We start from the raw sequence: 21950 nt of genomic DNA, 5'->3' as shown, positions 1-21950 counted from the left end.
CCTTGCGAAGAACAATGTATGGGGTGGGGCCCGCTTAGCACCTTTCTGCCGAAGAAGACAGCGCTGTTGGACGACTTGGGGCTACTTTTTCGCCTCACCGATGGAGCCTGCCTGCGGACCCCAGACGTCGGTCATGGCAAAGCCATCGGCCAGCGGATCGAACGGGTCGAGTGCGATCTGGTGCAGCCCGAAGGTGAAGCCGCGCCCGGTAATGGTGGGAATGACCGCATCTTTGCCCGCCACCTGCGAAAGGGCCGAAAGGCCGACCTCGAATTCCGTGCCGATGATGGAGCGCGACGTGTAGGTATCGCCCACCTTCACCTTGCCGCGCGCATGAAGCGTGGCCAGATTGGCCGAGTTGCCAGTACCGCAGGGGGAGCGATCCGCCCGGCCCGGCCACATGGTGGTGCAGGTGCGAATGGTGCCATCCTCTTCCGTATCGCGGAACATCACATAGGCGACGCCGGAAATGGCGGGAATTTCCGGATGCACCACCGGAATGTCGCGGTTGACGATATCCTTTAACACCATGCCGGCGGCCACAAGCTTGGCCGCGTTGGCCTTGTCGATGGTCAGCCCGATCTGGCGTACATCCACCAGCGCATAGAAAATGCCGCCATAGGAAATATCCATCCGGATGCGGCCCCAGTCCGGCGTGTCGATCTCCACGTCCAATTCGTGAACGAAGGACGGCACCATGGTGAGCTTGACCTTCTCGCAGCGCCCATCCCGGCATGTAGCAGTTGCCTTGACGAGACCAGCGGCGGTTTCCAGCATCACGATGGTTTCCGGCTCCTTCATTTCCACCATGCCGCTTTCCAGCAAAGCAGTGGTGGCGCAGATGGAGTTGGAGCCGGAGCTTGCATGCGCCTGATCGGGCTGGAGAATGACGAAAGCGGCATCTGCATCCGGGTGCTTGGGCGGCAGCAGCAGATTGACGGAGCCGATCGGCGTGCCGCGGGGCTCAAGCGTCAGGAAGCGGCGAAGCTCCTCGCCCTTCGGATCGGTGTTCAGCCAAAGCAGCTGCTCGGCAACGGTTGCCCCGGGAATTTTCGGCACGCCGCCCGTCGCGACACGACCGATCTCCCCTTCGCAATGAACATCGAGAAGCTGAAGAGTGCGTTTCCAGCGCATGGGGCGTTACTCCGAAAGGGGATTTTCCCCGTCATAGCCGATAAAATACTGTTTGTATATTGGCAGATCAGCGCGCGCGGCAGGCAGCATTGTCGCGATTGACGCGAAGTGAGCAGTCCATCTGGCTTCGTGTTCCGCTATCGAGGACTTGCGGATCGACAACGCTGGTGGCGGTATCACCCACCGAGCCTACGGTGTTTTCCACGGAGCGACCAAGACGCTCAACCTGACGACCGTAATTTTCGCGCGTGCGCGGATCGAAGACGGCAATCGGCGCGCTGATGGCAACGCTTGCCGCTGTGCCAACCGTCTGCGCCGCACCGATGCCGACAGCACCGATGGCTTCACCCAGACCGACATCGGAATCGGTCACGGTCTGGCCTGCGATCAAGCGGTCACCAATCAGCTTTACGACTTCCGGGCTTTCGGCAAACTTCCCATGGTTCAGTCTGTCTCCCGATTGCAGCTTGGTGAGATCGAGAACCGTGATGCCGGCTTTTTCCAACTCGCTGCGATAGGGCTCGGCGGCGGGATCGATCTGGCCAAGTCGGTCGACATTGCCGGAAATGCGGCGCGATAGGCTGAGCGCCCGGTCATCCTGAGAGACGAAGAGCGTGAATTTCGGCTTGTCCTTGCCAAGGCTTGCATATTGACGCCCGAACACATCCACGTCGAGATCGGGAGCCGCCAGGATGACGTTGTTGATCTTCGGCAAAACACGACCGTTGCGGATCGCCATCTGGCGCAGCGCTTCCACCGCAAGCCAAGTTCCCATGGAGTGGGCCATGACGGTCACGTCGCTGACGGAGCTGTCCTTCGCAAGGCGCGTCAGCATCTCCTCCAGCGCATCACGCGAGTAGTTCGTGCTTTCCTTGTCGTAATTGTAATCGAAGATGCTGGCGCGGGAAGGCCAGGTGAAGACAACCGGAACGACGTCCGTTCCGGAGTCATGGACGATCTGGGCAAAACGGTAGACCGATTCCTCATAGCGATTGTTGAAGCCGTGGACGAAGACCAGAACACGCCGGTCTTTCGGGCTATGTCGCTTGATCCAGCTCCGCGTATCGGCAGCCGAGGTCACCGGTTCAACCGAAATCGTGGTGAAGTCTTTCAATGGGTCTGGCGGCAGCTTCTTCGGCCACTGCACCTGACCGACCTTGCGGTTGGCAGCTGGTGGAATGGAGACCGTCACCGCATCCACCTTCAGACCCGTTCCGCGCTCGCCACCGAACAGGACCGCCTTGTCTTCAGCCGGGGCACGTGTGGTTGCCACCAGCAGGCTTACCGGCGTCGTGCCTTGCACCACCTGGCCCGTTGGCGTCATCACACCGATGGGACGCCCGCCGCAACTGGCCAGAATCGCAAGCATGGTGACAAAGGTAACGAGCCTTGCGGCCATTCCGACACTCCAGGAACAGGCAGAGGCTTTGTTTCACAATCCATATGACACGCCCCGGCAATCAACCACTGCCGTTATTACAGAAGCATCGTACTTAAGCCAGCCATGCTGCCGGTCTTAGACGTGACTTTTGACAGGCGGTGTGTCCCTGCCGCCTCTCACGCCTACCCGGCACCCGACCCCTTTGACGTCAATGCGTAGCGTAAGCCGCCCTGAACGCATTCCCTTGCGCCACATTGCTTTTCTGCTCGGCCTCCAGGACAGAGAGCTTCCCACTCCAGGCGGGCAATAATTCTACGATTGCGCCGCCGGCCTGCCGCAAGATATCGAGCGAAGGTGGATTTCGAGGCGGATCAATTCGGTCGAGGTCCCGCATGAAGTGCTGAAACGTGCTCCTCATTTCGCCAATCATCGTTTTGACGACGTCACTGAACTCATTTTCCTGCAAAAGCACCGCCAAACGATAATTGTCGGGAACGGTCAGAACCGTCGATCCCTCGAGCGAAGCGTTCAAAGCCTCGAAGAACACGCGGTAGGTCGTGAAATCCCGAAGCAGAAACGTCTCAGGCAAGGTCTCGACGATTTCGGCGCTGCGGGGTTCACCCAACAGGATGCAAGGTGTGACGGTTGCTCTTCGCTCCATCCGATCGATGATCGTTCCAAGCGATTTGCCCGTTCCCACGAAATCGACAAGCAGGTTTCGAAGACCCAGCTTGTTTTGCAGATAGGCTTCATACTCGACCGACTCGGTGTAGCAGACCGCGCGCGAGATACGAATATACTCGGAAGGCGGCATATTCGCCCGCGCAAAATGGCGCGATGCGAGCATCTCCTGCCACAGGTTACAATCGCGCGCAGCCATCAGAATCTTGTCGACGCCACGCTCTTGTGCGCAGGCTTTGAGCCAGAAGGACGCGAGGAGCATCAACGGAATATTGATGGACGCCTGAGCCCTCTTGGCGTGACGGACGGCAACGCTGGGGTGGAACGAGCGCAAGCGTGCTTCCCGAACCGCATGCGCGTAAGCCCCGAGCCCGATGGCGTGCAGGACTTGTTCGGTCTGGTCCCATTTGGAGATGCTGACGAGCGCCACGTCGATCCCGAAGGAAGCGGGACTGATGATATCGGCCTGGATGTTGTCACCGAAGTGTGTGCGCACATTATGATTTGAGAGAATTTCCGGCCATATCTGCCGATGATGCTTGCCGTAGTTGCTCAGGTAGAGCCGGTTTTTTAGTCCGCATTTTTCTCGCAGCACACGCTCGATAAAGGGGCGCGGCAGATACATGTCAGAGATGACGATGTCGTTTGCACCCACGCGCGCCACGACGTCACCGATTGGAAAGAGATGCTCCCACTCCTCTTCCAGTTCCATCCATCTCAGGACAGCCGCCTGTTTCTGCGTGATGAAGCCTTCGGATACCATGATCAGGTAAATATCGTCGATCCCGTAGGGTCGACGCCCGAATATGCTCATCTCGGTTTTGTGCCGCCAGTCTGCAAACCCCGGAACAGCGGCCTTGCGCTCTACAATGCGGAAGACTTCCAGCGGATCATAACAGCGTCTGGCGACAAGCGTGTCGAAAAGGTCAAAGCTCTGAATCCTGGTATGACTGTCGGACGCATTTTCTTCGAGCACATGAAAGTTGGCCGTCTCTTCATATCCGAGCATCGGATTGCGGAAGTAACCACCCAGCCGTATGGCTTCGCCAGCTCCGGAGAGCGGCGATAACTGGCAAGTTACCCTGCCGTCAGCATCGAGTATGTTGACGACGTTTCCATCCAACTCCCAGTAGGTTTCATTGGCATGGCTGTAACCGATAAGAAATCCATTTTGATGAAAGACGAAATCTTCGCTTATGACCGAGTTTTGCGGCTCGACCTTGAACGTAAACGTTCTAGAGAGCAGTTGGTCAGCGTCGATAGAAATGGGAGCTTTTTCTTCTGCAACATTAAGCATTCTATGTCCCATCGTTGGAATATAGGACGCTCTTAAGGCCAAAAGCTTGCCTCAGACTAACCAAGTAGCCTTCGATAGACTGGGGGTGGCACCGCAACGACCAAGAGGAAAGCACATCGTCAACAGAAACGCCTTATCGCTTTTCTTGCCGATCAACATGTATCTGTGTGTGAGAAGGAAATGGCGCACCCGAAGAGATTCGAACTCCTGACCCCCAGATTCGTAGTCTGGTGCTCTATCCAGCTGAGCTACGGGTGCGTGCCGTGGAACCGTGTTCCGTTGGCGTGGCGATCCTCTAAAACGTCCCACCTTCGAATGCAAGCGATTTTGTTTTCAAAACGTCATTTTCCTGCAATGAATTTTACAAGCCATTGAATTTTAAAGACTTCTGGACTAGGCGAATTTGAGCATCAAATTCGCGATCGAAAATGATCGATGTCGATGCGGCTTTAAACGGTGAGAAGAAGCGTGGATCTTTAGCTTACGATAGCAGCGGATCCTGGCTGCGGGCGATCCGAAATTTCGATGCGGAATTGTGTGCCGCGGTCTGCCTTTTCGACTAGCGCAATCGTTCCGCGGTGTGAGAGGACGAGTTCACGCGCTATGGCGAGACCAAGACCGGTTCCGCCTGAACGGGCCGAACCACGAAACGCGGAGAACAGGTTTTCGCGCGCCTTCTGCGGCATGCCGGGTCCATTGTCGTCGATGACGATGCTAACGACGTTATCGCTTCGCTGTGCGGCCACCGTCAGGCGCTTGGAGGGATAATCCTGCCCGCCTGCCTGCTGCAAGGCTTGAACGCCGTTCTTGCAGATGTTGTAGAGAATGCGAAACAGTTGCTCGCTGTCGGCGTCAACTGCCAGTCCGGCAGGCACGTTATCGACGAACTCGATGCCGCTCTCCGGCTCGATTGCGAGAATATCCCTGACATCCTGAACGACTTCGGCAAGTTCGATCAGGCGGCGCTTCGGCGCCCCTTCGGTAGCCTGACCATACGCCAGCACCTCGCTCGTATATCCGACAGCCCGGTCGATCGTTCTCAGAAGCTTCGGCGCGAAGCTGCGCACCATCGGGTCTTCGACATCCACCAGCCTGTCCGACATAAGCTGAGCGGAGGCGAGAATATTGCGCATGTCATGATTGATCTTGGACACGGCGAGCCCGAGATCGGCCAGGTTTTTCTGTTGTCGCAACGTTTTCTGCAATTGAACCTGCATATCCGCCAGATGCCGCCCGGCGACCGCCAATTCATCCGCCCCCTCCTCCGGCCTGAAGAGGCTTGCGGGATCATCCGGCCTCTCGGCAAAGGTCTGCATGCCGACCGTCAACCGACGGATGGGACGGATCAGAATGCGATTGATGGACACGAAGATAAGACTTGCCGTAATCAGCGACAGAGCCACCGAAATCATCAACACGTTACCCGCATAAGCAATCATAGCGGCGCGCAACCTGTTTTCACTCATCACGATCTCGATGATCATGTTGCTGTCACCGATGACGTCGAAGACGCGGATGACGCGATCCTTGCCGAAAAGCAGCACCGAAAAAGCGTCGCGAACCGCCTGCAATTGCGAGACGTCCGACAGGTCGTACTGGTCATCGACGCTTGGCGGCACTTCCGTTGCCGCAAGCAGCGTCGAGGTGCCGTCCTTTTTCAGCGCGATGAGTTTTGCCCCAGTTGCCAGCAAAGTGTCGTTCTGGACGCTGCGGGGAAGCTCCGTCTGCAGACCGTCAATCACAACGCCTGCGGCAGCGGCGGTGTTGAGCCTGTCACGCAGCCAGGCGAGACGCATATTGGCAACGGATGGCACGAAGATCAAAATTTCGGCGATCATGACGAAGACAATCGTCAACAGAAGCAGGCGGCCCGATAAGCCCTGGGTCAGGCCCGGCACCTCACGCAAGGATCGCCTGGGCGCCCCATCGTCCTCCCCGCCATTCTTCTGGTTTCTGAGTGTCGAAAACACCAGGGCTTTTCCTGTTGGTCTGCCAGCAGCAGTCAGAGGCCAAAGGCGGCATCCACTTGGGCAAACAGCGTCATTTCAGGTCATCATAAGGATTCGAGGCGAAAATTCAAACGGATGCGAGGACGATCCACGATTGACGTGGCGAAACGAAAAACGCCGCCCGTATGAGCGGCGCTGTCTCGATGGAAACGACTGAAATCAAAACTCCTGCCACTCGTCCCTGCTTTGCGCAATCGCGGCAGAGCCGTTGAAGGCACGGGCGACATTACCCATCATCCGGCGGGCGGGCGATGCTACCGGCGCGGAGGACGGGCGGGCTGGCGCTACATATCTGGAGCCTTGCTGCGCCTCGTTTCCAAGACGGAATCGACCGACCAGCGACACCAGCGTTGCCGCTTCACCGCTCAGCTTATGGGTCGCAGCAGATGTTTCCTCCACCATTGCGGCATTTCGCTGGGTGACCTGATCCATCTGGTTGATGGCGGTGTTGACTTCCTGAAGTCCCGTCGCCTGCTCCTGTGCGGCTGTGGCAATGGAGTGGATGTGGTCGTTGATGCTCAAGATGCGGGTCTCGATGTCTTCCAGCGCAGCACCCGTCTGGCGAACGAGCGTCACGCCACTACCAACCTCTTCTCCAGACTTGGTGATGAGCGCCTTGATGTCCTTTGCAGCGTTGGCCGAACGCTGGGCGAGTTCGCGCACCTCCTGCGCAACGACCGCAAAGCCCTTGCCGGCCTCACCTGCGCGCGCTGCCTCCACACCTGCGTTGAGAGCCAGGAGGTTTGTCTGGAATGCAATCTCATCGATGACGTTGATGATCTGGCCGATTTCACCCGATGCCTGCTCGATCCGGCCCATCGCGGTGACGGCGTCGCGAACCACTTTCGCGGAATGAGCCGTTTTCTCCTTGGCGTCCGACACCATGGTGCTTGCTTCCTGAGCGCGCGCCGTGGAGTTCTTCACAACTGCGGTAATCTCATCCAGCGCGGCCGACGTTTCTTCCAACGCTGCCGCCTGCTGCTCCGTTCGTTTGGAGAGATCGTCAGCCGCGGAGCGGAGTTCGTTGGCATTGCCATTGATGCCTTCGGTGCTTTCTTGCACTTCCGACATCGTCGCTTTGAGCTTGGCCATCGTGTCATTGATGTTGGCCTGAAGCTCCGCGAAGACGCCGTGGAAGTTGCCGGTCATGGCGCGCGTCAAATCACCCTGCGCAAGATCGGCCATGACGCGGCCTGCCTCGGAGACACCGCTATCGACGCTGCTCAGAAGGTCGTTGATGGTCTTTGCGAAGCGGTTGAGGTTGTCGTCACCGTAATCCTTGGTGATGCGACGGCTGAAATCGCCTTGTGCCGCGGCACCAACCACATCCGCCATGCCCGATTGTAGATCGTCGCTCTTGGCGCGCATCGCGGTTTCCTGCGCGTTCATGCGTCGCACTTCCAGGCCATTGCGCTTGAAGACTTCGACGGCGGCAGCCATTTCGCCAATCTCATCCTTGCGATCGAGATATGGGACTTTGGCCTCAAGATTCCCGTTGGCAACAGACTTCATCACCTCCGAAACGTCAAGGATCGGCGCACTCAGTTGCTTGGAGCCGACATAGAGGCCGATAATGGCTCCAGCACCGACACCGGTGACGGTGACAAGGGCGACGACGAGGAAGATAAACTGGCCGAAGGCGTCGATCTCCGACTTGATCGCGTCGAGATCTTTCAGATCGCCCTTCACAACTGCGTCAATTTCGGCTTGATATGCCTTGCGATTTTCTCGGTTGGCTTCATTGTTGCCCTGGACGCTTGCTTCCAGAGGACCTACTTCACGGCCCAGACGGGCGGTCTCGGTACGGAAGGCGCGAAACTCGGCAAAGCGCTTTTCGATATTGTCGAAGGTAGCGGCCTGATGGGCCGGAACCTGCGGTTTCCACTCCTTGAGAAGCGCTGCCATGGCATCGAGATTGGTGATGATGCCATCGGCGAACTTGCCTGCCGCCGCGGTGTCCTTTGCCGCGTACACGCCACGGGCTTCCATAACGACAGCGCTTACAAGCCTGTTAAGGGTTTCGCCGTAACGGGCACGATCTGCAACGGAATCCAAGGCGACGGTGTGTGCCTGATATTTGTTGATGGCGTAAATCGAAAGGCCACCAATACTACAGGCCACAAGGCTCAGAAAGCCGACGAGTAAATTGATCTTGCTCCGAATTTTCACTGCGAATTCCCCCGATATTCCAAACCCACCGAGACCGGAGAATAAACATCCGGCCATTTGGTCGAGAGAACGTTATTTAATGTCAATTAAGAAACAATTTCAGATTTTAATTATGTCTCAGAATCTTTGAAAAGGCCGATCATGGGAAAGTGCAAAGAATAGCTGTCGGCTTCGGTTGAGCAAAAAGGGCTCTTGCGCCGTGGGTGCGTGATGCGGTTCTGCAATTGACTTTGCGGGTGATAAGCCCTTATAAGCCCGCACGTCCGGGCATTTTGCAGTCTATGATGGCTTTCCGGGCATTAGTCGAAACGCTCTTGCCCTTAAGGGCAAAGTCAAGAAGGGCCGCACCCCGCGGTATTAAATAAATGTCGAAGCGTACTTTCCAACCGTCCAAGCTTGTTCGCAAGCGCCGTCATGGTTTCCGTGCTCGCATGGCTACAGCTGGCGGCCGCAAGGTTCTTGCAGCTCGCCGCGCCCGCGGTCGCGCACGTCTGTCCGCTTAATCAAGTGGTTGCCCGATGAAAGTCGCGGCAGATGACAGATGAGAAGAAAATGCCCGGTCGGTTGAAAAACCGGCCGGATTTCCTTGCCGTTCAGGCGGGTGAGAAAAGGCGCGGAAGCACTTTTCTTCTGGAGGTTCTGGATCGGCAGGCTCCTGAAACCGAAGCAAGAGTCGGTTTTACCGTCACCAAGCGCCAGGGAAACGCGGTCGAACGCAACCGTATGCGTCGCCGCCTCAGGGAAGCCGTCAGGCTTTCTGCCGGGTTTGCAATGAAACCCGGGCATGACTATGTGATTGTCGCCCGAAGGGACGCATTGAATACCGATTTCGCCGTACTGGAAAACTTGCTCATAGAGCGGATCGAGGGACGCGCGAAAAACGGACGCTCCCGGGAGACCCGCTCCAGGAAAGAATGATGGAAAAAAACCGCAATTACTTCATCGCGATCGCCCTTTCGGTTGTCATCGTACTTGCCTGGCAGTTTCTCTACATGAACCCGCGTATCGAGCAGCAGCGCCGCGCCGAAGAGGTACGCCAGGCGCAGCAGGCCACGCAGCAGACACAGACCACGACGGCACCGACGCCAGCCGATGGCACAGCGACCCCGGCAACCACGCCGAGCGGCACGCTCCCCGGCGCGAGCAGTCAGCAGGCCGCGACCATTTCGCGTGCAGATGCGCTGGCAAAGACGCAGCGCGTCGAGATCGACACCAACGCAATCGCTGGCTCCATCAACCTGACCGGCGCGCGTATCGATGACATTCGCTTGAAGGATTACCACGAGACGGTGGATGACTCGAGCCCGATCATCACCCTCTTCTCGCCTTCCGATACGCATGATGGCTACTTCACCGAGCTTGGCTATATCGGCAATGATGGCGTTGGCTCCGTGCCTGGCCCGGCCACGGTATGGACGGCTCCCGCTGGAGCAAAGCTGACCGAGACGACACCGGTGACGCTCTCCTACACGAACGACAAGGGCGTGGTGTTCAACCGTACGGTCTCGATTGACGACCACTACATGATCACCGTCACCGACAAGATCGAGAATCCGGGTCAGGAGGCGATCACGCTCTCGGCTTATGGCCGTATCACCCGTAACAACAAGCCTGTTACCCCGCCTGTCTTCGTCATTCACGAAGGCTTCCTGGGCGTTGCCGGCGCTGATGGCAGCCTGACGGAAGAGACCTACAAAAAGGTAGAGGAACAGCCATTCGTTTTGCCGAAGGCAACCGGTGGCTGGCTCGGCATTACCGACAAGTACTGGGCGGCGGCAATCGTTCCGCCTCAGGACAAGGCTGTCGAAACCCGCTATACCCACTTCACCGATGGTCAGCCGCGCTACCAGGCCGACTACCGCAGCGATGCGCTGACCGTGGCACCGGGGCAGTCTGCCGAACTGAAGAACCTTATCTTCGCTGGCGCCAAAGAAGTGCCGCTCGTCGACCGCTACGAGACGCAGTATACCATTCCGAAGTTCGATCTTTTGATCGACTGGGGCTGGTTCTACTTCATCACCAAGCCGATGTTCAAATTGATGGATTTCTTCTTCCGTTATTTTGGCAATTTCGGCGTGGCGATCCTGCTCACCACCATCGTCGTCAAGCTTCTGTTCTTCCCGCTTGCCAGCAAGCAGTACGCTTCCATGGCGAACATGAAGCGCATGCAGCCCAAGATCGAAGAGTTGAAGGCCAAGTTCGGCGACGACCGCATGGGCATGCAGCAGGCGATGATGCAGCTCTACAAGGAAGAAAAGATCAATCCGATTGCCGGCTGCTGGCCGATGCTTTTGCAAATCCCGGTCTTCTTCGCGCTCTACAAGGTCATCTACGTCACCATCGAAATGCGTCACGCGCCTTTCTTCGGCTGGATCCACGACCTGTCCGCGCCAGATCCGACCTCGCTCTTCAATCTGTTCGGCCTTCTGCCTTATGACGTGCCGCACTTCCTGATGATCGGTGTCTGGCCTATCATCATGGGCATCACTATGTTCCTGCAGATGCGCATGAACCCGACACCGCCGGATCCGACCCAGGCTATGATCTTCACCTGGATGCCGCTGATCTTCACCTTCATGCTGGCGTCTTTCCCGGCCGGTCTCGTTATCTACTGGGCATGGAACAACACGCTGTCGATCTCGCAGCAGGCGGTTATCATGAAGCGCCATGGTGCCAAGATAGAGCTCTTCGACAATCTTAAAGGGTTGTTCAAACGAAAGCCGGTGCAATCCAAATGACGGCTGACAAGCCCCTCTTCGGAAGGCCGTGGATCTTTATCCGCGGCGTTCCGGCCATGAAGTTCCTTCCACCCGAGGGCCCGGCAGAGATCGCTTTCGCCGGGCGTTCGAACGTCGGCAAGTCCTCGCTGATCAACGCACTCGTCGGTCACAAGGGACTGGCGCGAACGTCGAATACGCCAGGCCGCACCCAAGAGCTCAACTACTTCGTTCCCGAAGGCTATTCCGGTGCCGGAGACGACCTGCCGCCAATGGCGCTGGTCGATATGCCAGGCTATGGATACGCGCAGGCTCCCAAGGATCAGGTCGATAACTGGACGAAACTCGTCTTCGACTATCTGCGCGGTCGGGCGACGCTGAAGCGCGTGTATGTGCTGATCGATTCTCGCCATGGCATCAAGAAGAATGACGAGGATGTCTTAAGCCTGCTCGACAAGGCAGCCGTGTCCTACCAGATCGTTTTGACGAAGACGGACAAGATCAAAGAACCAGCCGTTCCGCGTCTGATCACCGAGACATTGGAAAAGATCAAAAAGCGCCCGGCAGCCTATCCCGAAGTTCTGGCTACGTCCTCTGAAAAATCATCAGGACTGGACGAGTTGCGCGCCGAAATTCTCAAGACCGTCGGCTACCCGCAGCCCTGACGCAGTCAGGGCTCATCAGCAAATCAGATGCTGGTAAACAGCAGCACCCCGGCCCAAAGAACAGCGGCGAGCGTGGTCATGCGCCAGAAACGCGCCGAATTCCACAATGCGGTGAGGATGGCGAAACGGCCATAGATGCTGCGATGCAGCTTGTCGTCTGAACGACGGAGCGCGTGATCCATTGAGGCATCGACATAGGATGCGAAGTTGCGCTGCTCACGGACTTCCGTCTTGGCGAGATTGTCTTCCCAGCGCCGGACAATGTTGGCGAATTGCTTGTCGTTCTTAACCCTTACGGCAAGCTCGGCTTTCACGTCTTCCGGCAGTGCGCCGAGCACATATTTGCCCGCCAGCACCTGATCCTTCAAACCGCCGCGCATATCCTTATCCGGCAAGGCCATGTCTTCATCAAACTCCGCTGCTTCGCGCCACCGTCATCATGACGGCCTGCCCAATCGAATCTCGGTGGGCCGGACGCAGACTCCCAAAACGAGGCTCGCCCTAATGCGCCGCCGTGTCAATCTTATTGACTGCGCATATGGCATCCTCTGTGAATTTTATGCTCCCCACTTGGCCCATCCGTGTTTCATCCGTCAAAAACTTGCGTTACAAGCGGCGCAATCAAAGACGAGGTTTCCCAATGGCGAGTTTTGAAAGCGAAATGCAGGCCCGGCTTCTGGCTCAGGCCCTGCCCTTCATGCAGAAGTATGAAAACAAGACAATCGTCGTAAAATATGGCGGCCACGCCATGGGAGACACGGCGCTCGGAAAAGCCTTCGCCGAAGACATTGCACTCCTGAAACAGTCCGGGATCAACCCGATCGTGGTGCATGGAGGGGGTCCGCAGATCGGCGCGATGCTGTCCAAGATGGGGATCGAATCGAAGTTCGAAGGTGGCCTGCGCGTCACCGACGCCAAGACTGTCGAAATCGTCGAAATGGTGCTGGCGGGCTCGATCAACAAGGAGATCGTCGCGCTCATCAATCAGACCGGCGAATGGGCCATCGGGCTGTGCGGCAAGGACGGCAACATGGTTTTTGCCGAAAAGGCGCGCAAGACCGTGATCGATCCGGACAGCAATATCGAGCGGGTCCTCGATCTCGGTTTCGTCGGTGAAGTCGTGGAAGTTGATCGCACCCTTCTCGATCTTCTGGCGAAATCCGAGATGATCCCGGTCATCGCTCCCGTAGCGCCTGGCCGCGACGGCGCCACTTACAACATCAATGCCGATACATTTGCCGGCGCCATTGCCGGTGCGCTGCACGCGACACGCTTGCTGTTCCTTACCGATGTCGAAGGCGTTCTCGACAAGAACAAGGAACTGATCAAGGAATTGACGGTCTCCCAGGCCAAGGCCCTTATCAAGGACGGCACGATTTCCGGCGGGATGATCCCGAAGGTGGAAACCTGCATCGAGGCGATTAAGGCGGGTGTTCAGGGCGTCGTCATTCTGAACGGCAAGACTGCCCACTCGGTTCTTCTGGAGATCTTTACGGAAGGCGCCGGCACACTGATCGTGCCTTGAGACACAAGCCTTCGGCTTTGGTGAGAGCGTTTCCTCGTTATGGAAACGTTCTAGCCGAAGGCGAGAAGAGCCAAAACGCCGAGGACGATCAACAGACAGCCCATCAATTCAAGTCTGTTGATCTTCTCCTTGAAGACGAACACCGTCGAGGCGAATGCAAAGAGCATTTCCACCTGCGCCAGAGCCTTGACGATTGCGGCCTGTTGCAGCGTCATCGCCGTGAACCAGCCGAATGAGGCGGTAGCGCCGACAAAACCGACGGCGATCCCCGGCTTCCAAGCTTTGGCGATACGCGCAAGCTCCTCGCGCTCTCGCAGCAAAATCCAGATGAGCATTGCAACAGTCTGCGTCACGATGACCACGACCAGTGTAAAGCTCGCCTGCATGACGGCGTCCGGTGCTGGCAGGCTGGACGCAATCGACAGCGATGCGGACCGATATGCGACCGAGGAAAGACCGAAAAGAGCGCCCGATGCGAGGCCAATGCCCGCAATGCGGCTGAACACGGATGTTATGATGGAAACGGGCGAAAGCGCCGTTCTCGCTACGGAAATCAGCATGACACCTGAGACCGAGATGGCAATGGCCAGCAGCGTCCCGGCACTCACGCTTTCCCCAACGAAAACGAGAGCGAACAGTGCAGCCTGTGCGGGTTCCGTGCGCGAATAGGCTGTGCCGACGGCGAAGTTGCGGAAGGAAAACAAATGCACGAGCAGGAAGGTCGCACCGATCTGCGTCATCGAACCGATCGCCGACCAGAGTACAAAGTCTCCGTTGATCGATGGCAGTGGCCTCGCCAACCCGAAATGCAGGATGGCAAGATAGACGAGCGCAAAGGGCATGCCGAAACCGAAGCGCACAAAGGTCGCGCCAGTGGTGCCCATGCTCTTTTTCAGGTGTTTTTGAAAGGTCGAGCGCAAATTCTGCAAGAAAGCGCTGACCAGGGTGATGCCGATCCACAATTCCATGCTCTCGATTAGCATCCGCGCAGGTCAACCGCCAAGGACGGTTTTCGTTACTACAAGCGCGTTTTCGATTTTATTTGACCGACGAAAAGGGCATAAAGCCTGTCATGAACACAAAGACAAAAAACACAGCCGAGCCCGCCGATTTCGCCCATGTGACGGAGTGGGTCTTCGATCTCGATAACACGCTCTATCCGCATCACATCAACCTCTTTTCCCAGATCGACCGCAACATGACCGCCTATGTGGCGGAGCTGTTGCAGATGGACCCCGAGGAGGCGCGCGTTCTTCAGAAGCGCTACTACCATGAGCACGGAACGACGCTCCAAGGACTGATGATCCATTACGGCATCGACCCTAACGACTTTCTGGAAAAGGCCCATGCGATTGATTACTCGGCTCTTCTCCCCGATCCGGCGCTCGGGGAGGCGATCAAGGCTCTGCCTGGCCGCAAATTCATTCTGACCAATGGCAGCGTCAAGCACGCGCAGGCGGCGGCTGGCGCATTGGGGATTCTCGAGCACTTCGAGGATATCTTCGACATAGTGGCAGCAGGCTATCTGCCGAAACCTGCAGGACAGACCTACGAGAAATTTGCCGCATTGACACAGCTCGACACCAAAAAGGCTGCGATGTTCGAGGACCTGCCGCGCAACCTTGCTGCGCCCAAGGCCATGGGGATGCGGACTGTGCTCCTCGTTCCACGCAACCTCGAAGGCATTGTCATGGAGCGCTGGGAAATTCCTGCCGAGACCGACGACCATATCGATTACATCACCGATAACCTGTCGGAATTTTTGACGGGCCTTCAATCCAGCCGGGATTAAGGCACGCCGTATATTACCGATATTTCATATGCATTACCGATGTTTAACTGGTGGGAACGAAGCGTCGCCTCTAGCGTCTTATGAGGGACATCAAAGGAAAGGTTTCGATATGCTAAAACGGAAGATCGCCATCACCGCACTTGGCGCTGCCCTGATGCTCAGCACCACTGCGTCCATGACGATTGCAGCTCCTCGTGGTGGCGCCGACCGGGATGGTCCGCGCATGCGCCCGGAGCCGATGTTCGTTCATCTCTTGAAGGTCGCCGATACCAATAAGGACGGCAAGATCACCAAGGAGGAGTTCAACGCGCGTCAGGAAGCCCTGTTCACCGAGATCGATGCCGACAAGGATGGCTCCATCACGCCGAAGGAAATGCGCGATTATCGCAAAACGAAGATGGACGCATGGCGCGCGGCCAATCCGAAGCCTGAAAAAGCTGCCACCGAAGGTAGCGAGAAGAAGGCCGAAGGCGACAAGAAGGATAGCGAGCGCGAGAGCAAGCCTCGTCAGGCACGCGAAGACGGCAAGGGAAAAGGTCGTAAAGGCAAGATGGGCGGCATGTTCGCCACGGCCGATACGGACGGCAACGGCCAGCTCAGCAAGCCGGAATTCATGGCCGCTGGCGAAAAGATCTTCACACGCCTCGACAGCAATGGTGATGGCGTCATCAGCATTGATGACATGCCGGACCGTCCCTGGCTGTAAAACTCAGTTGCGTTTCATGAGGCCCGCCCCACGAGGATGGGCCTTTTGATATGGGGCGTTAACGTCAGGACCAACTGGCGTCCTTGAGAGGGCGTTCAGTGCAAGCTGATGGTGCGCAACTCGTCCTCAGCCGCCTTGAAAAAGGTGCTGGAGCGGTTGTCGGTCAAAAGAATGGGCGTTCCGTCAGCGCCGAAAAGAGCCCAAAGATCGAGGCCTGGATCAAGCTCAGGCGCTTCGGGAAAGCATTTGGATACCTGTTCAGCCCGCATCTTGCGAATGTAGCCCACTTCACCGGCACCAAGATGGGCAAGCTGGGATTTGGTCAGGCGCGCATGCGCTTCTTTTAAAAGCATATTTCAGCCTCCATAGAGCGCCGCCTGTCCGTCAAGAACATGCTTGAGACGCTCTGAACTTCACGTCGGCGCGTGATTTGCCTGAGCGAAATCACCAGGAACTTCGCGCCGATTCATTGCTTCAGAACCAGAATACTGACCGGAATCAGCATGATGGCCTGAAGACTACTGTGAGACGGAAATGTTAATTTTCTTCACCACGTTGGAGATTTCCGGACGGGTGAGTTCAATGGAAAGAAGACCATTCTTCAGACGTGCGGCATTCACCTGCATGCCGTCGGCCAGCACGAACACGCGCTGAAACTGCCGCGCCGCGATACCGCGATAGAGGTAGTCACGCTTTTCCTGATCCTGCTGGCGCCCGCGGATGATGAGCTGATTATCCGCCGTGGTCACGTCTAGGTCGTCTTCGGAAAAACCGGCAACGGCGATGGTGATGCGAAGCCGCTCCGGCTGCGATCCGTCGGCGGCCAAACGCTCGATATTATAAGGAGGATAGCCGTCATTCGACTTTGCCATGCGCTCTAGCGTTTTTTCCATGGCATCGAAGCCCAGCATAAGCGGGTGCGTGAAGGGTGTCATACGGCTCATAATCCAGTGTCCTTGCATCCAAGCGACGATCTTGTGGCGCGCGCGTCATGATGCGGCACCCAGCCCCGGTTCGGCAGCTCTTTCGCATATGGTAACATGGTGTTCGAAACGCAAGAACACGACTTCTCGAAAAGCGCCGCACCCGACAGGACCTCAGAGAGGCCATTGACAAGGCGGCAAAAGCAGCTTGAAAAGACATCGATCAAGACAAACAGGATTATCATGGCCGAGCGTAGAAAAATCATTATCGACACCGATCCCGGGCAGGACGACGCGGCAGCGATCATGCTCGCTCTTGCAAGTCCCGAAGAGATCGAAATTCTCGGTCTCTGCGCTGTGGCCGGCAACGTGCCGCTTAAACTCACGAGCCGTAATATCCGCATCGTCCTTGAACTTTGCAACCGTTCGGACGTCCCTGTTTACGAAGGCTGCGAGCGTCCTCTGGTTCGTCCGCCGATCACCGCCGAGCATGTGCATGGCAGCACAGGTCTAGACGGCCCGACCCTGCCGGAGCCGACACTTGCCGCACAGCCGCAGCATGCGGTAGATTTCATTATCGAAACGCTTCGTCGCGAGCCGGAAGGCACGGTGACGCTCTGCACGCTCGGCGCACTCACCAATATCGCCACCGCTCTTCAAAAGGCGCCGGATATCGCGCCGCGGGTGAAGGAACTGGTGCTGATGGGCGGCGGTTTCTTCGAAGGCGGCAATATTACGCCAGCGGCCGAATTCAACATCTATGTCGATCCACATGCTGCCGATATCGTGTTCCGTTCCGGCATTCCGCTCGTCATGATGCCACTCGACGTGACGCACAAGCTTTTGACCACCAAGGCCCGCGTCGCCAGCATTCGCGATATCGGCACACATCCAGCCATCGCCATGGCCGAGATGCTGGAATTCTTCGAGCGCTTTGACGTGGAGAAGTACGGCTCCGATGGTGGCCCGCTCCACGACCCGACCGTCATTGCCTATCTGATCAAGCCTGAGCTTTTTGCCGGACGTGATTGCAACGTGGAAATCGAAACATCATCCGAGTTGACCATGGGCATGACAGTGGTCGACTGGTGGAAGGTGACCAATCGTCCGGTCAATGCCAAGGTGTTGCGCGACGTGGATGCGGACGGCTTCTTCGCGCTTTTGACAGAGCGTTTTGCGCGGCTCTGATCGCCGCTTGATCATCATGCTCGGGCTCACAAACAATCGAGCCCGGGCATTTATAGATGATGTTTATCCTTCCGCGGATCGGAAGCTCTTATAGTTCGTAGAAATCGGCTACGATTTTCCAGGCCTCTTCCGCCGTCTCGGCGAAGTGAAACAGGTCAATATCGTCCGGCGCGATGGTTCCGAAATCAGCCAATGCCTTGAAATTGATGATCGAGTGCCAGAAGTCCTTACCGAAAAGGATCAGTGGGATCGGTGCCATGCGCTTGGTCTGGATCAGCGTTACGGTTTCGAAAAGCTCGTCCATGGTGCCGAAGCCGCCCGGAAAGATGACCACGGCCTTGGCGCGCATCAGGAAGTGCATCTTGCGAATTGCAAAATAGTGGAAGTTGAAGCTGAGCTCCGGCGTTACATAAGGGTTCGGTGCCTGCTCGTGTGGCAAAAGAATATTGAGACCGATCGAGGGAGCGCCCGCTTCCGATGCCCCTCTGTTGCCCGCCTCCATCACACCGGGGCCGCCCCCGGTCACCACCACATATTCGCGATGATCCAGTTTCTCTGCGGCACTGGCACAAAGCTTGGCGAATTTTCGCGCTTCGTCATAATAGACCGATGCCGCTTCAAGGTTCTTCTTCTGGGTTTCGTTGCGCGCCGCCCATGCGGAAGCGCCGGGCTCAGGAATACGAGCGCCGCCAAACATGACGACGGTGGATTTGATGCCGCGTTCGGAGAGGATCATTTCCGTTTTCAGCAGTTCGAGCTGAAGACGAACAGGGCGCAATTCCTCCCGGCAGAGGAAGTCGGTATCGGTATAGGCAAGACGGTAGGATGGCGAAGCGCTTTGCGGTGTTTTTGGAATGACTTCGGCCTGATGCTTATCATCCGAACTGCTTTTCAGCGGGTCCCAAACCCCATCCTTGCGATGCAGCTTGCCGTTTTTCAGTTTCGCCATTTCCATGCCTTTCCGATGCTGACGTCAAATCGCCCAAATCGCATTGACGCACTTGAAACACTCGCTTAGAGCAATTGACCGTGTCCGGCCAGCGGTGCGGATGTTTCCCTGAAAATGACGATAGTCAGCGAAGTTTAAGGAATTCTCATGAGCAGCTCGGAACTCGGCACTCTCGAAAACATCATCGAAACCGCATTCGAAAACCGCGACGGTGTGAATACCTCCACCAAGGGAGAAATTCGCGATGCGGTGGAGACTTCGCTTAACCTTCTCGATGCTGGCGAGGTACGTGTGGCCGAGCGCGAAGCAAGCGGCAACTGGAAGGTAAACCAGTGGCTGAAGAAGGCCGTTCTGCTCTCCTTCCGCCTGAACGATATGGAAATTGTCACCGGTGGCCCAGGCGAATCCACATGGTGGGACAAGGTGCCTTCCAAGTTCGAGAATTGGGGCGAAAATCAGTTCCGTGCGGCAGGCTTCCGCGCCGTGCCGAATGCCGTCGTTCGCCGTTCCGCCTATGTGGCCAAGAACGTCGTGCTGATGCCATCCTTCGTCAATCTCGGCGCCTATGTCGATGAAGGTACCATGGTCGACACATGGGCGACCGTCGGCTCCTGCGCCCAGATCGGCAAGCATGTTCATCTTTCCGGCGGCGTTGGCATTGGCGGCGTGCTTGAGCCACTTCAGGCAGGCCCCACCATCATCGAAGACAATTGCTTTATCGGCGCGCGTTCGGAAGTGGTCGAAGGCTGCATCATCCGCGAAGGCTCGGTGCTCGGCATGGGCGTCTACATCGGCAAGTCCACCAAGATCGTGAACCGCGCCACCGGCGAAATCTCTTATGGCGAAGTGCCACCCTATTCCGTCGTGGTTGCTGGCACGATGCCTGGTAAGCCCTTCCCGAATGGCGAGCCTGGCCCAGGCCTCTATTGCGCCGTCATCGTCAAGACCGTCGACGAGAAGACCCGCTCCAAGACCGGTATCAACGAGCTTCTGCGCGACTGAAATTAAAAGACCGGCATAGGAGAGACAGCCCCATGAACGCCACCGATCCCGTCTCGAATCTTGCCGGCCTCATCCGTTGCCCGTCGGTAACGCCCGCAGAAGGCGGGGCGCTTGCCCTGCTCGAAACGTTGCTTTCGCCGCTGGGCTTTGAGGTCGATCGTGTGGTGGCCACAGAAGACAGTACGCCGGACGTGGAAAATCTTTACGCCCGGCTCGGCACCGATGGACCGCATCTGATGTTTGCGGGCCATACCGATGTCGTGCCGGTAGGTGACGAAGCCGCGTGGAGCCACCCTCCTTTTGCAGCAGAAATTGCCGGGGGCGAGATGTTTGGTCGTGGCGCCGTCGACATGAAGGGCGGGATCGCCTGCTTCGTCGCAGCGATAGCACGTCACATCGAAAAGCATGGTAAGCCGAAGGGCTCCGTGTCCTTTCTAATCACCGGCGATGAAGAAGGGCCGTCGATCAACGGCACTTCGAAGCTTCTGGAATGGGCCGCCGCCAAGGGCGAGCGCTGGGATGCGTGCGTTGTCGGTGAGCCAACCAATCCGAACCAGCTGGGCGACATGATCAAGATCGGTCGCCGCGGCTCGCTTTCGGGCCGCATCACAGTTCAAGGCATACAGGGCCATGCAGCCTATCCGCACCTTGCAGACAATCCCATTCGCGGAATGCTGCAATTGACGCACGCGCTAATGGACCCGCCTTTCGATAACGGGACCGACAATTTTCAGCCTTCCAATCTGGAAGTGACAACCATCGACACGGGGAATGCCGCGACCAATGTCATTCCGGCCAGAGCGACGGCGTCCTTCAATATCCGTTTCAACGACACCTGGACGGCAGAGACGCTGCGGGCCGAGATCATCCGTCGTCTGGATGCGGCTGCCGCTGACGGCGCGCTTCGTCCGGATCGGACACCCGTCAATTACGAGATCGTCTGGGCCGATCGGCCGAGCCATGTCTTCTTGACGCGCAACAATGCGCTGATCTCCTCGCTCTCGGGTGCGGTAGCGGAGGTCACAGGTCTGGAGCCGAAGCTCTCCACGACTGGCGGCACCTCGGATGCCCGCTTCATCAAGGATTACTGCCCGGTGGTGGAATTCGGCCTTGTCGGCCAGACCATGCATATGGTCGATGAGCGCGTCGCCGTCGCCGATCTGGAAACGCTGACACGCATCTATGAAACCTTCATCGAACGCTGGTTCGGCCATGCCGCCCAGTAGCGAAGTCGCCTTCTATCTGCGCGGTCTCTGGTTGCTGTTTCTTGGCAAGAAAGAGGGCTTGCGCCTTCTCGACATCAGCGATCGCGGCATGTTGCGCTCCTTCTACGCCGCCCTGTGGTGCCTGCCGTCCATGGCGCTGTCCTGGTACTGGTGGCACGAGGCCTATCTGTCCGGGATGCCGGAAGGGGTGCGGACGGGTGCGATCTTCTTCGTTCGTCTCGCCATTGTAGAAGCCATCTGCTGGATGGTGCCGCTGGTCCTGATCGGCCTCTTGTTAGTGGCTTTCGGTGTGCGAGACAGATTTCAAGCGATCATCGTGGTTGCAAACTGGCTGTCCGTTCCTTTTTCCTACGCCTATTCACTTCTGATCCTGATTGCGCTGTTCCTGCCCGCATTGCACGGGCTCGTCGCAATCCTCTGGTTCGCACTGCTCCTTTCTCTGGTCTTCGCCTTTTCGAGGATCTTGCGGTTGTTCGTGCGCGATCAACCGCTCTTGGTAACAGCGCTCGTTATGACACTGCTTGTCCCTGGGATGATCCTCTCGGAACTGTTGCAACGCTTTCTCGGCATCTATCCGACGTGAAGA

21 protein-coding genes and 1 tRNA gene are annotated in these 21950 nt (G+C 57.3%); 11 read left to right on the top strand and 11 right to left on the bottom strand.

Annotated elements, in window-relative coordinates:
- Positions 1 to 81: 81 nt before the first annotated feature.
- From QZ869_RS14810 to QZ869_RS14785, 6 genes are all read right to left on the bottom strand, one after another.
- Entirely contained in the window at positions 82 to 1134 is a 1053-nt protein-coding gene (locus QZ869_RS14810) for a 4-hydroxyproline epimerase (protein ID WP_296083127.1), read from the bottom strand.
- 67 nt (positions 1135 to 1201) lie between these two features.
- Positions 1202 to 2533 carry an alpha/beta hydrolase gene (locus QZ869_RS14805; protein ID WP_296035387.1) on the bottom strand — a complete coding sequence of 444 codons (1332 nt, stop codon included), beginning with the start codon at positions 2531 to 2533 and terminating at the stop codon, positions 1202 to 1204.
- Between the two features lie 190 nt (positions 2534 to 2723).
- Positions 2724 to 4493: a hypothetical protein gene (locus QZ869_RS14800; protein ID WP_296105652.1), complete on the bottom strand. Its 1770-nt coding sequence runs from the start codon at positions 4491 to 4493 to the stop codon at positions 2724 to 2726.
- Positions 4494 to 4674: 181 nt separating this feature from the next.
- Positions 4675 to 4751, bottom strand: a tRNA-Arg gene (locus QZ869_RS14795).
- 218 nt (positions 4752 to 4969) lie between these two features.
- Positions 4970 to 6331, bottom strand: coding sequence for a HAMP domain-containing sensor histidine kinase (locus QZ869_RS14790; protein ID WP_296105740.1), 1362 nt, complete (start codon positions 6329 to 6331; stop codon positions 4970 to 4972).
- Positions 6332 to 6661: 330 nt separating this feature from the next.
- Positions 6662 to 8671, bottom strand: a complete 2010-nt coding sequence (locus QZ869_RS14785; RefSeq protein WP_296035393.1) for a methyl-accepting chemotaxis protein — start codon at positions 8669 to 8671, stop codon at positions 6662 to 6664.
- A 365-nt stretch (positions 8672 to 9036) separates the two neighbouring features.
- Between QZ869_RS14785 and rpmH the strand changes: the two genes are divergently transcribed.
- Genes rpmH through yihA form a run of 4 tightly spaced genes read left to right on the top strand, consistent with a single transcriptional unit; the run spans position 9037 to position 12053 of the window.
- Positions 9037 to 9174: a 50S ribosomal protein L34 gene (rpmH, locus tag QZ869_RS14780; protein WP_010972613.1), complete on the top strand. Its 138-nt coding sequence runs from the start codon at positions 9037 to 9039 to the stop codon at positions 9172 to 9174.
- A gap of 31 nt (positions 9175 to 9205) precedes the next feature.
- The gene (rnpA, locus tag QZ869_RS14775; RefSeq protein ID WP_296021428.1) at positions 9206 to 9589 is read left to right on the top strand and encodes a ribonuclease P protein component; all 384 of its coding nucleotides are present in this window, start codon (positions 9206 to 9208) and stop codon (positions 9587 to 9589) included.
- The gene (yidC, locus tag QZ869_RS14770; protein WP_296035395.1) at positions 9589 to 11409 is read left to right on the top strand and encodes a membrane protein insertase YidC; all 1821 of its coding nucleotides are present in this window, start codon (positions 9589 to 9591) and stop codon (positions 11407 to 11409) included. Before rnpA ends, yidC begins: the two co-directional genes overlap by 1 nt.
- Positions 11406 to 12053, top strand: a complete 648-nt coding sequence (gene yihA, locus QZ869_RS14765) for a ribosome biogenesis GTP-binding protein YihA/YsxC (RefSeq protein ID WP_296021425.1) — start codon at positions 11406 to 11408, stop codon at positions 12051 to 12053. Before yidC ends, yihA begins: the two co-directional genes overlap by 4 nt.
- A 23-nt stretch (positions 12054 to 12076) precedes the next feature.
- Here the strand turns inward: yihA and QZ869_RS14760 are convergent, their stop codons facing one another.
- Entirely contained in the window at positions 12077 to 12454 is a 378-nt protein-coding gene (locus tag QZ869_RS14760; protein WP_296078429.1) for a hypothetical protein, read from the bottom strand.
- A gap of 239 nt (positions 12455 to 12693) precedes the next feature.
- Here QZ869_RS14760 and argB point away from each other — a divergent pair, with 239 nt between their 5' ends.
- Positions 12694 to 13578, top strand: a complete 885-nt coding sequence (gene argB / locus QZ869_RS14755) for an acetylglutamate kinase (protein WP_296021421.1) — start codon at positions 12694 to 12696, stop codon at positions 13576 to 13578.
- Between the two features lie 50 nt (positions 13579 to 13628).
- Here the strand turns inward: argB and QZ869_RS14750 are convergent, their stop codons facing one another.
- Positions 13629 to 14546 (bottom strand): DMT family transporter, encoded by a 918-nt coding sequence (locus QZ869_RS14750; protein WP_296021419.1) that lies wholly within the window; start codon positions 14544 to 14546, stop codon positions 13629 to 13631.
- A 104-nt stretch (positions 14547 to 14650) separates the two neighbouring features.
- Here QZ869_RS14750 and QZ869_RS14745 point away from each other — a divergent pair, with 104 nt between their 5' ends.
- Both QZ869_RS14745 and QZ869_RS14740 read left to right on the top strand, forming a co-directional pair.
- The gene (locus QZ869_RS14745) at positions 14651 to 15370 is read left to right on the top strand and encodes a pyrimidine 5'-nucleotidase (protein WP_296105650.1); all 720 of its coding nucleotides are present in this window, start codon (positions 14651 to 14653) and stop codon (positions 15368 to 15370) included.
- Between the two features lie 109 nt (positions 15371 to 15479).
- The gene (locus QZ869_RS14740) at positions 15480 to 16076 is read left to right on the top strand and encodes an EF-hand domain-containing protein (protein ID WP_296021415.1); all 597 of its coding nucleotides are present in this window, start codon (positions 15480 to 15482) and stop codon (positions 16074 to 16076) included.
- Between the two features lie 95 nt (positions 16077 to 16171).
- On the opposite strand, the gene QZ869_RS14735 is transcribed toward QZ869_RS14740, so the two are convergent.
- Complete coding sequence (locus QZ869_RS14735; RefSeq protein ID WP_062427086.1) at positions 16172 to 16429, bottom strand: DUF1150 family protein; 258 nt, start codon at positions 16427 to 16429, stop codon at positions 16172 to 16174.
- Between the two features lie 165 nt (positions 16430 to 16594).
- Positions 16595 to 17020, bottom strand: coding sequence for an Hsp20 family protein (locus tag QZ869_RS14730; RefSeq protein WP_296035406.1), 426 nt, complete (start codon positions 17018 to 17020; stop codon positions 16595 to 16597).
- A 222-nt stretch (positions 17021 to 17242) separates the two neighbouring features.
- On the opposite strand from QZ869_RS14730, the gene QZ869_RS14725 reads away from it, so the two are divergent.
- On the top strand, positions 17243 to 18187 hold the full coding sequence (locus QZ869_RS14725; RefSeq protein WP_296105648.1) for a nucleoside hydrolase: 945 nt from the start codon (positions 17243 to 17245) through the stop codon (positions 18185 to 18187).
- A gap of 88 nt (positions 18188 to 18275) precedes the next feature.
- Here the strand turns inward: QZ869_RS14725 and QZ869_RS14720 are convergent, their stop codons facing one another.
- A complete protein-coding gene (locus tag QZ869_RS14720; protein WP_296105646.1) occupies positions 18276 to 19136 on the bottom strand; it encodes an LOG family protein in 861 nt (286 codons plus the stop codon).
- A 147-nt stretch (positions 19137 to 19283) separates the two neighbouring features.
- On the opposite strand from QZ869_RS14720, the gene dapD reads away from it, so the two are divergent.
- Genes dapD through QZ869_RS14705 form a run of 3 tightly spaced genes read left to right on the top strand, consistent with a single transcriptional unit; the run spans position 19284 to position 21947 of the window.
- Positions 19284 to 20138, top strand: a complete 855-nt coding sequence (gene dapD, locus QZ869_RS14715; protein ID WP_296021408.1) for a 2,3,4,5-tetrahydropyridine-2,6-dicarboxylate N-succinyltransferase — start codon at positions 19284 to 19286, stop codon at positions 20136 to 20138.
- A 32-nt stretch (positions 20139 to 20170) separates the two neighbouring features.
- Positions 20171 to 21364 (top strand): succinyl-diaminopimelate desuccinylase, encoded by a 1194-nt coding sequence (dapE, locus tag QZ869_RS14710; protein ID WP_296105643.1) that lies wholly within the window; start codon positions 20171 to 20173, stop codon positions 21362 to 21364.
- On the top strand, positions 21351 to 21947 hold the full coding sequence (locus QZ869_RS14705) for a hypothetical protein (protein ID WP_296105642.1): 597 nt from the start codon (positions 21351 to 21353) through the stop codon (positions 21945 to 21947). Before dapE ends, QZ869_RS14705 begins: the two co-directional genes overlap by 14 nt.
- Positions 21948 to 21950: the final 3 nt, after the last annotated feature.

The sequence above is a fragment of the uncultured Agrobacterium sp. genome, from assembly GCF_913777885.1.
Taxonomy (GTDB): domain Bacteria; phylum Pseudomonadota; class Alphaproteobacteria; order Rhizobiales; family Rhizobiaceae; genus Agrobacterium.
This window is presented reverse-complemented; position numbering and strand designations above follow the sequence as displayed.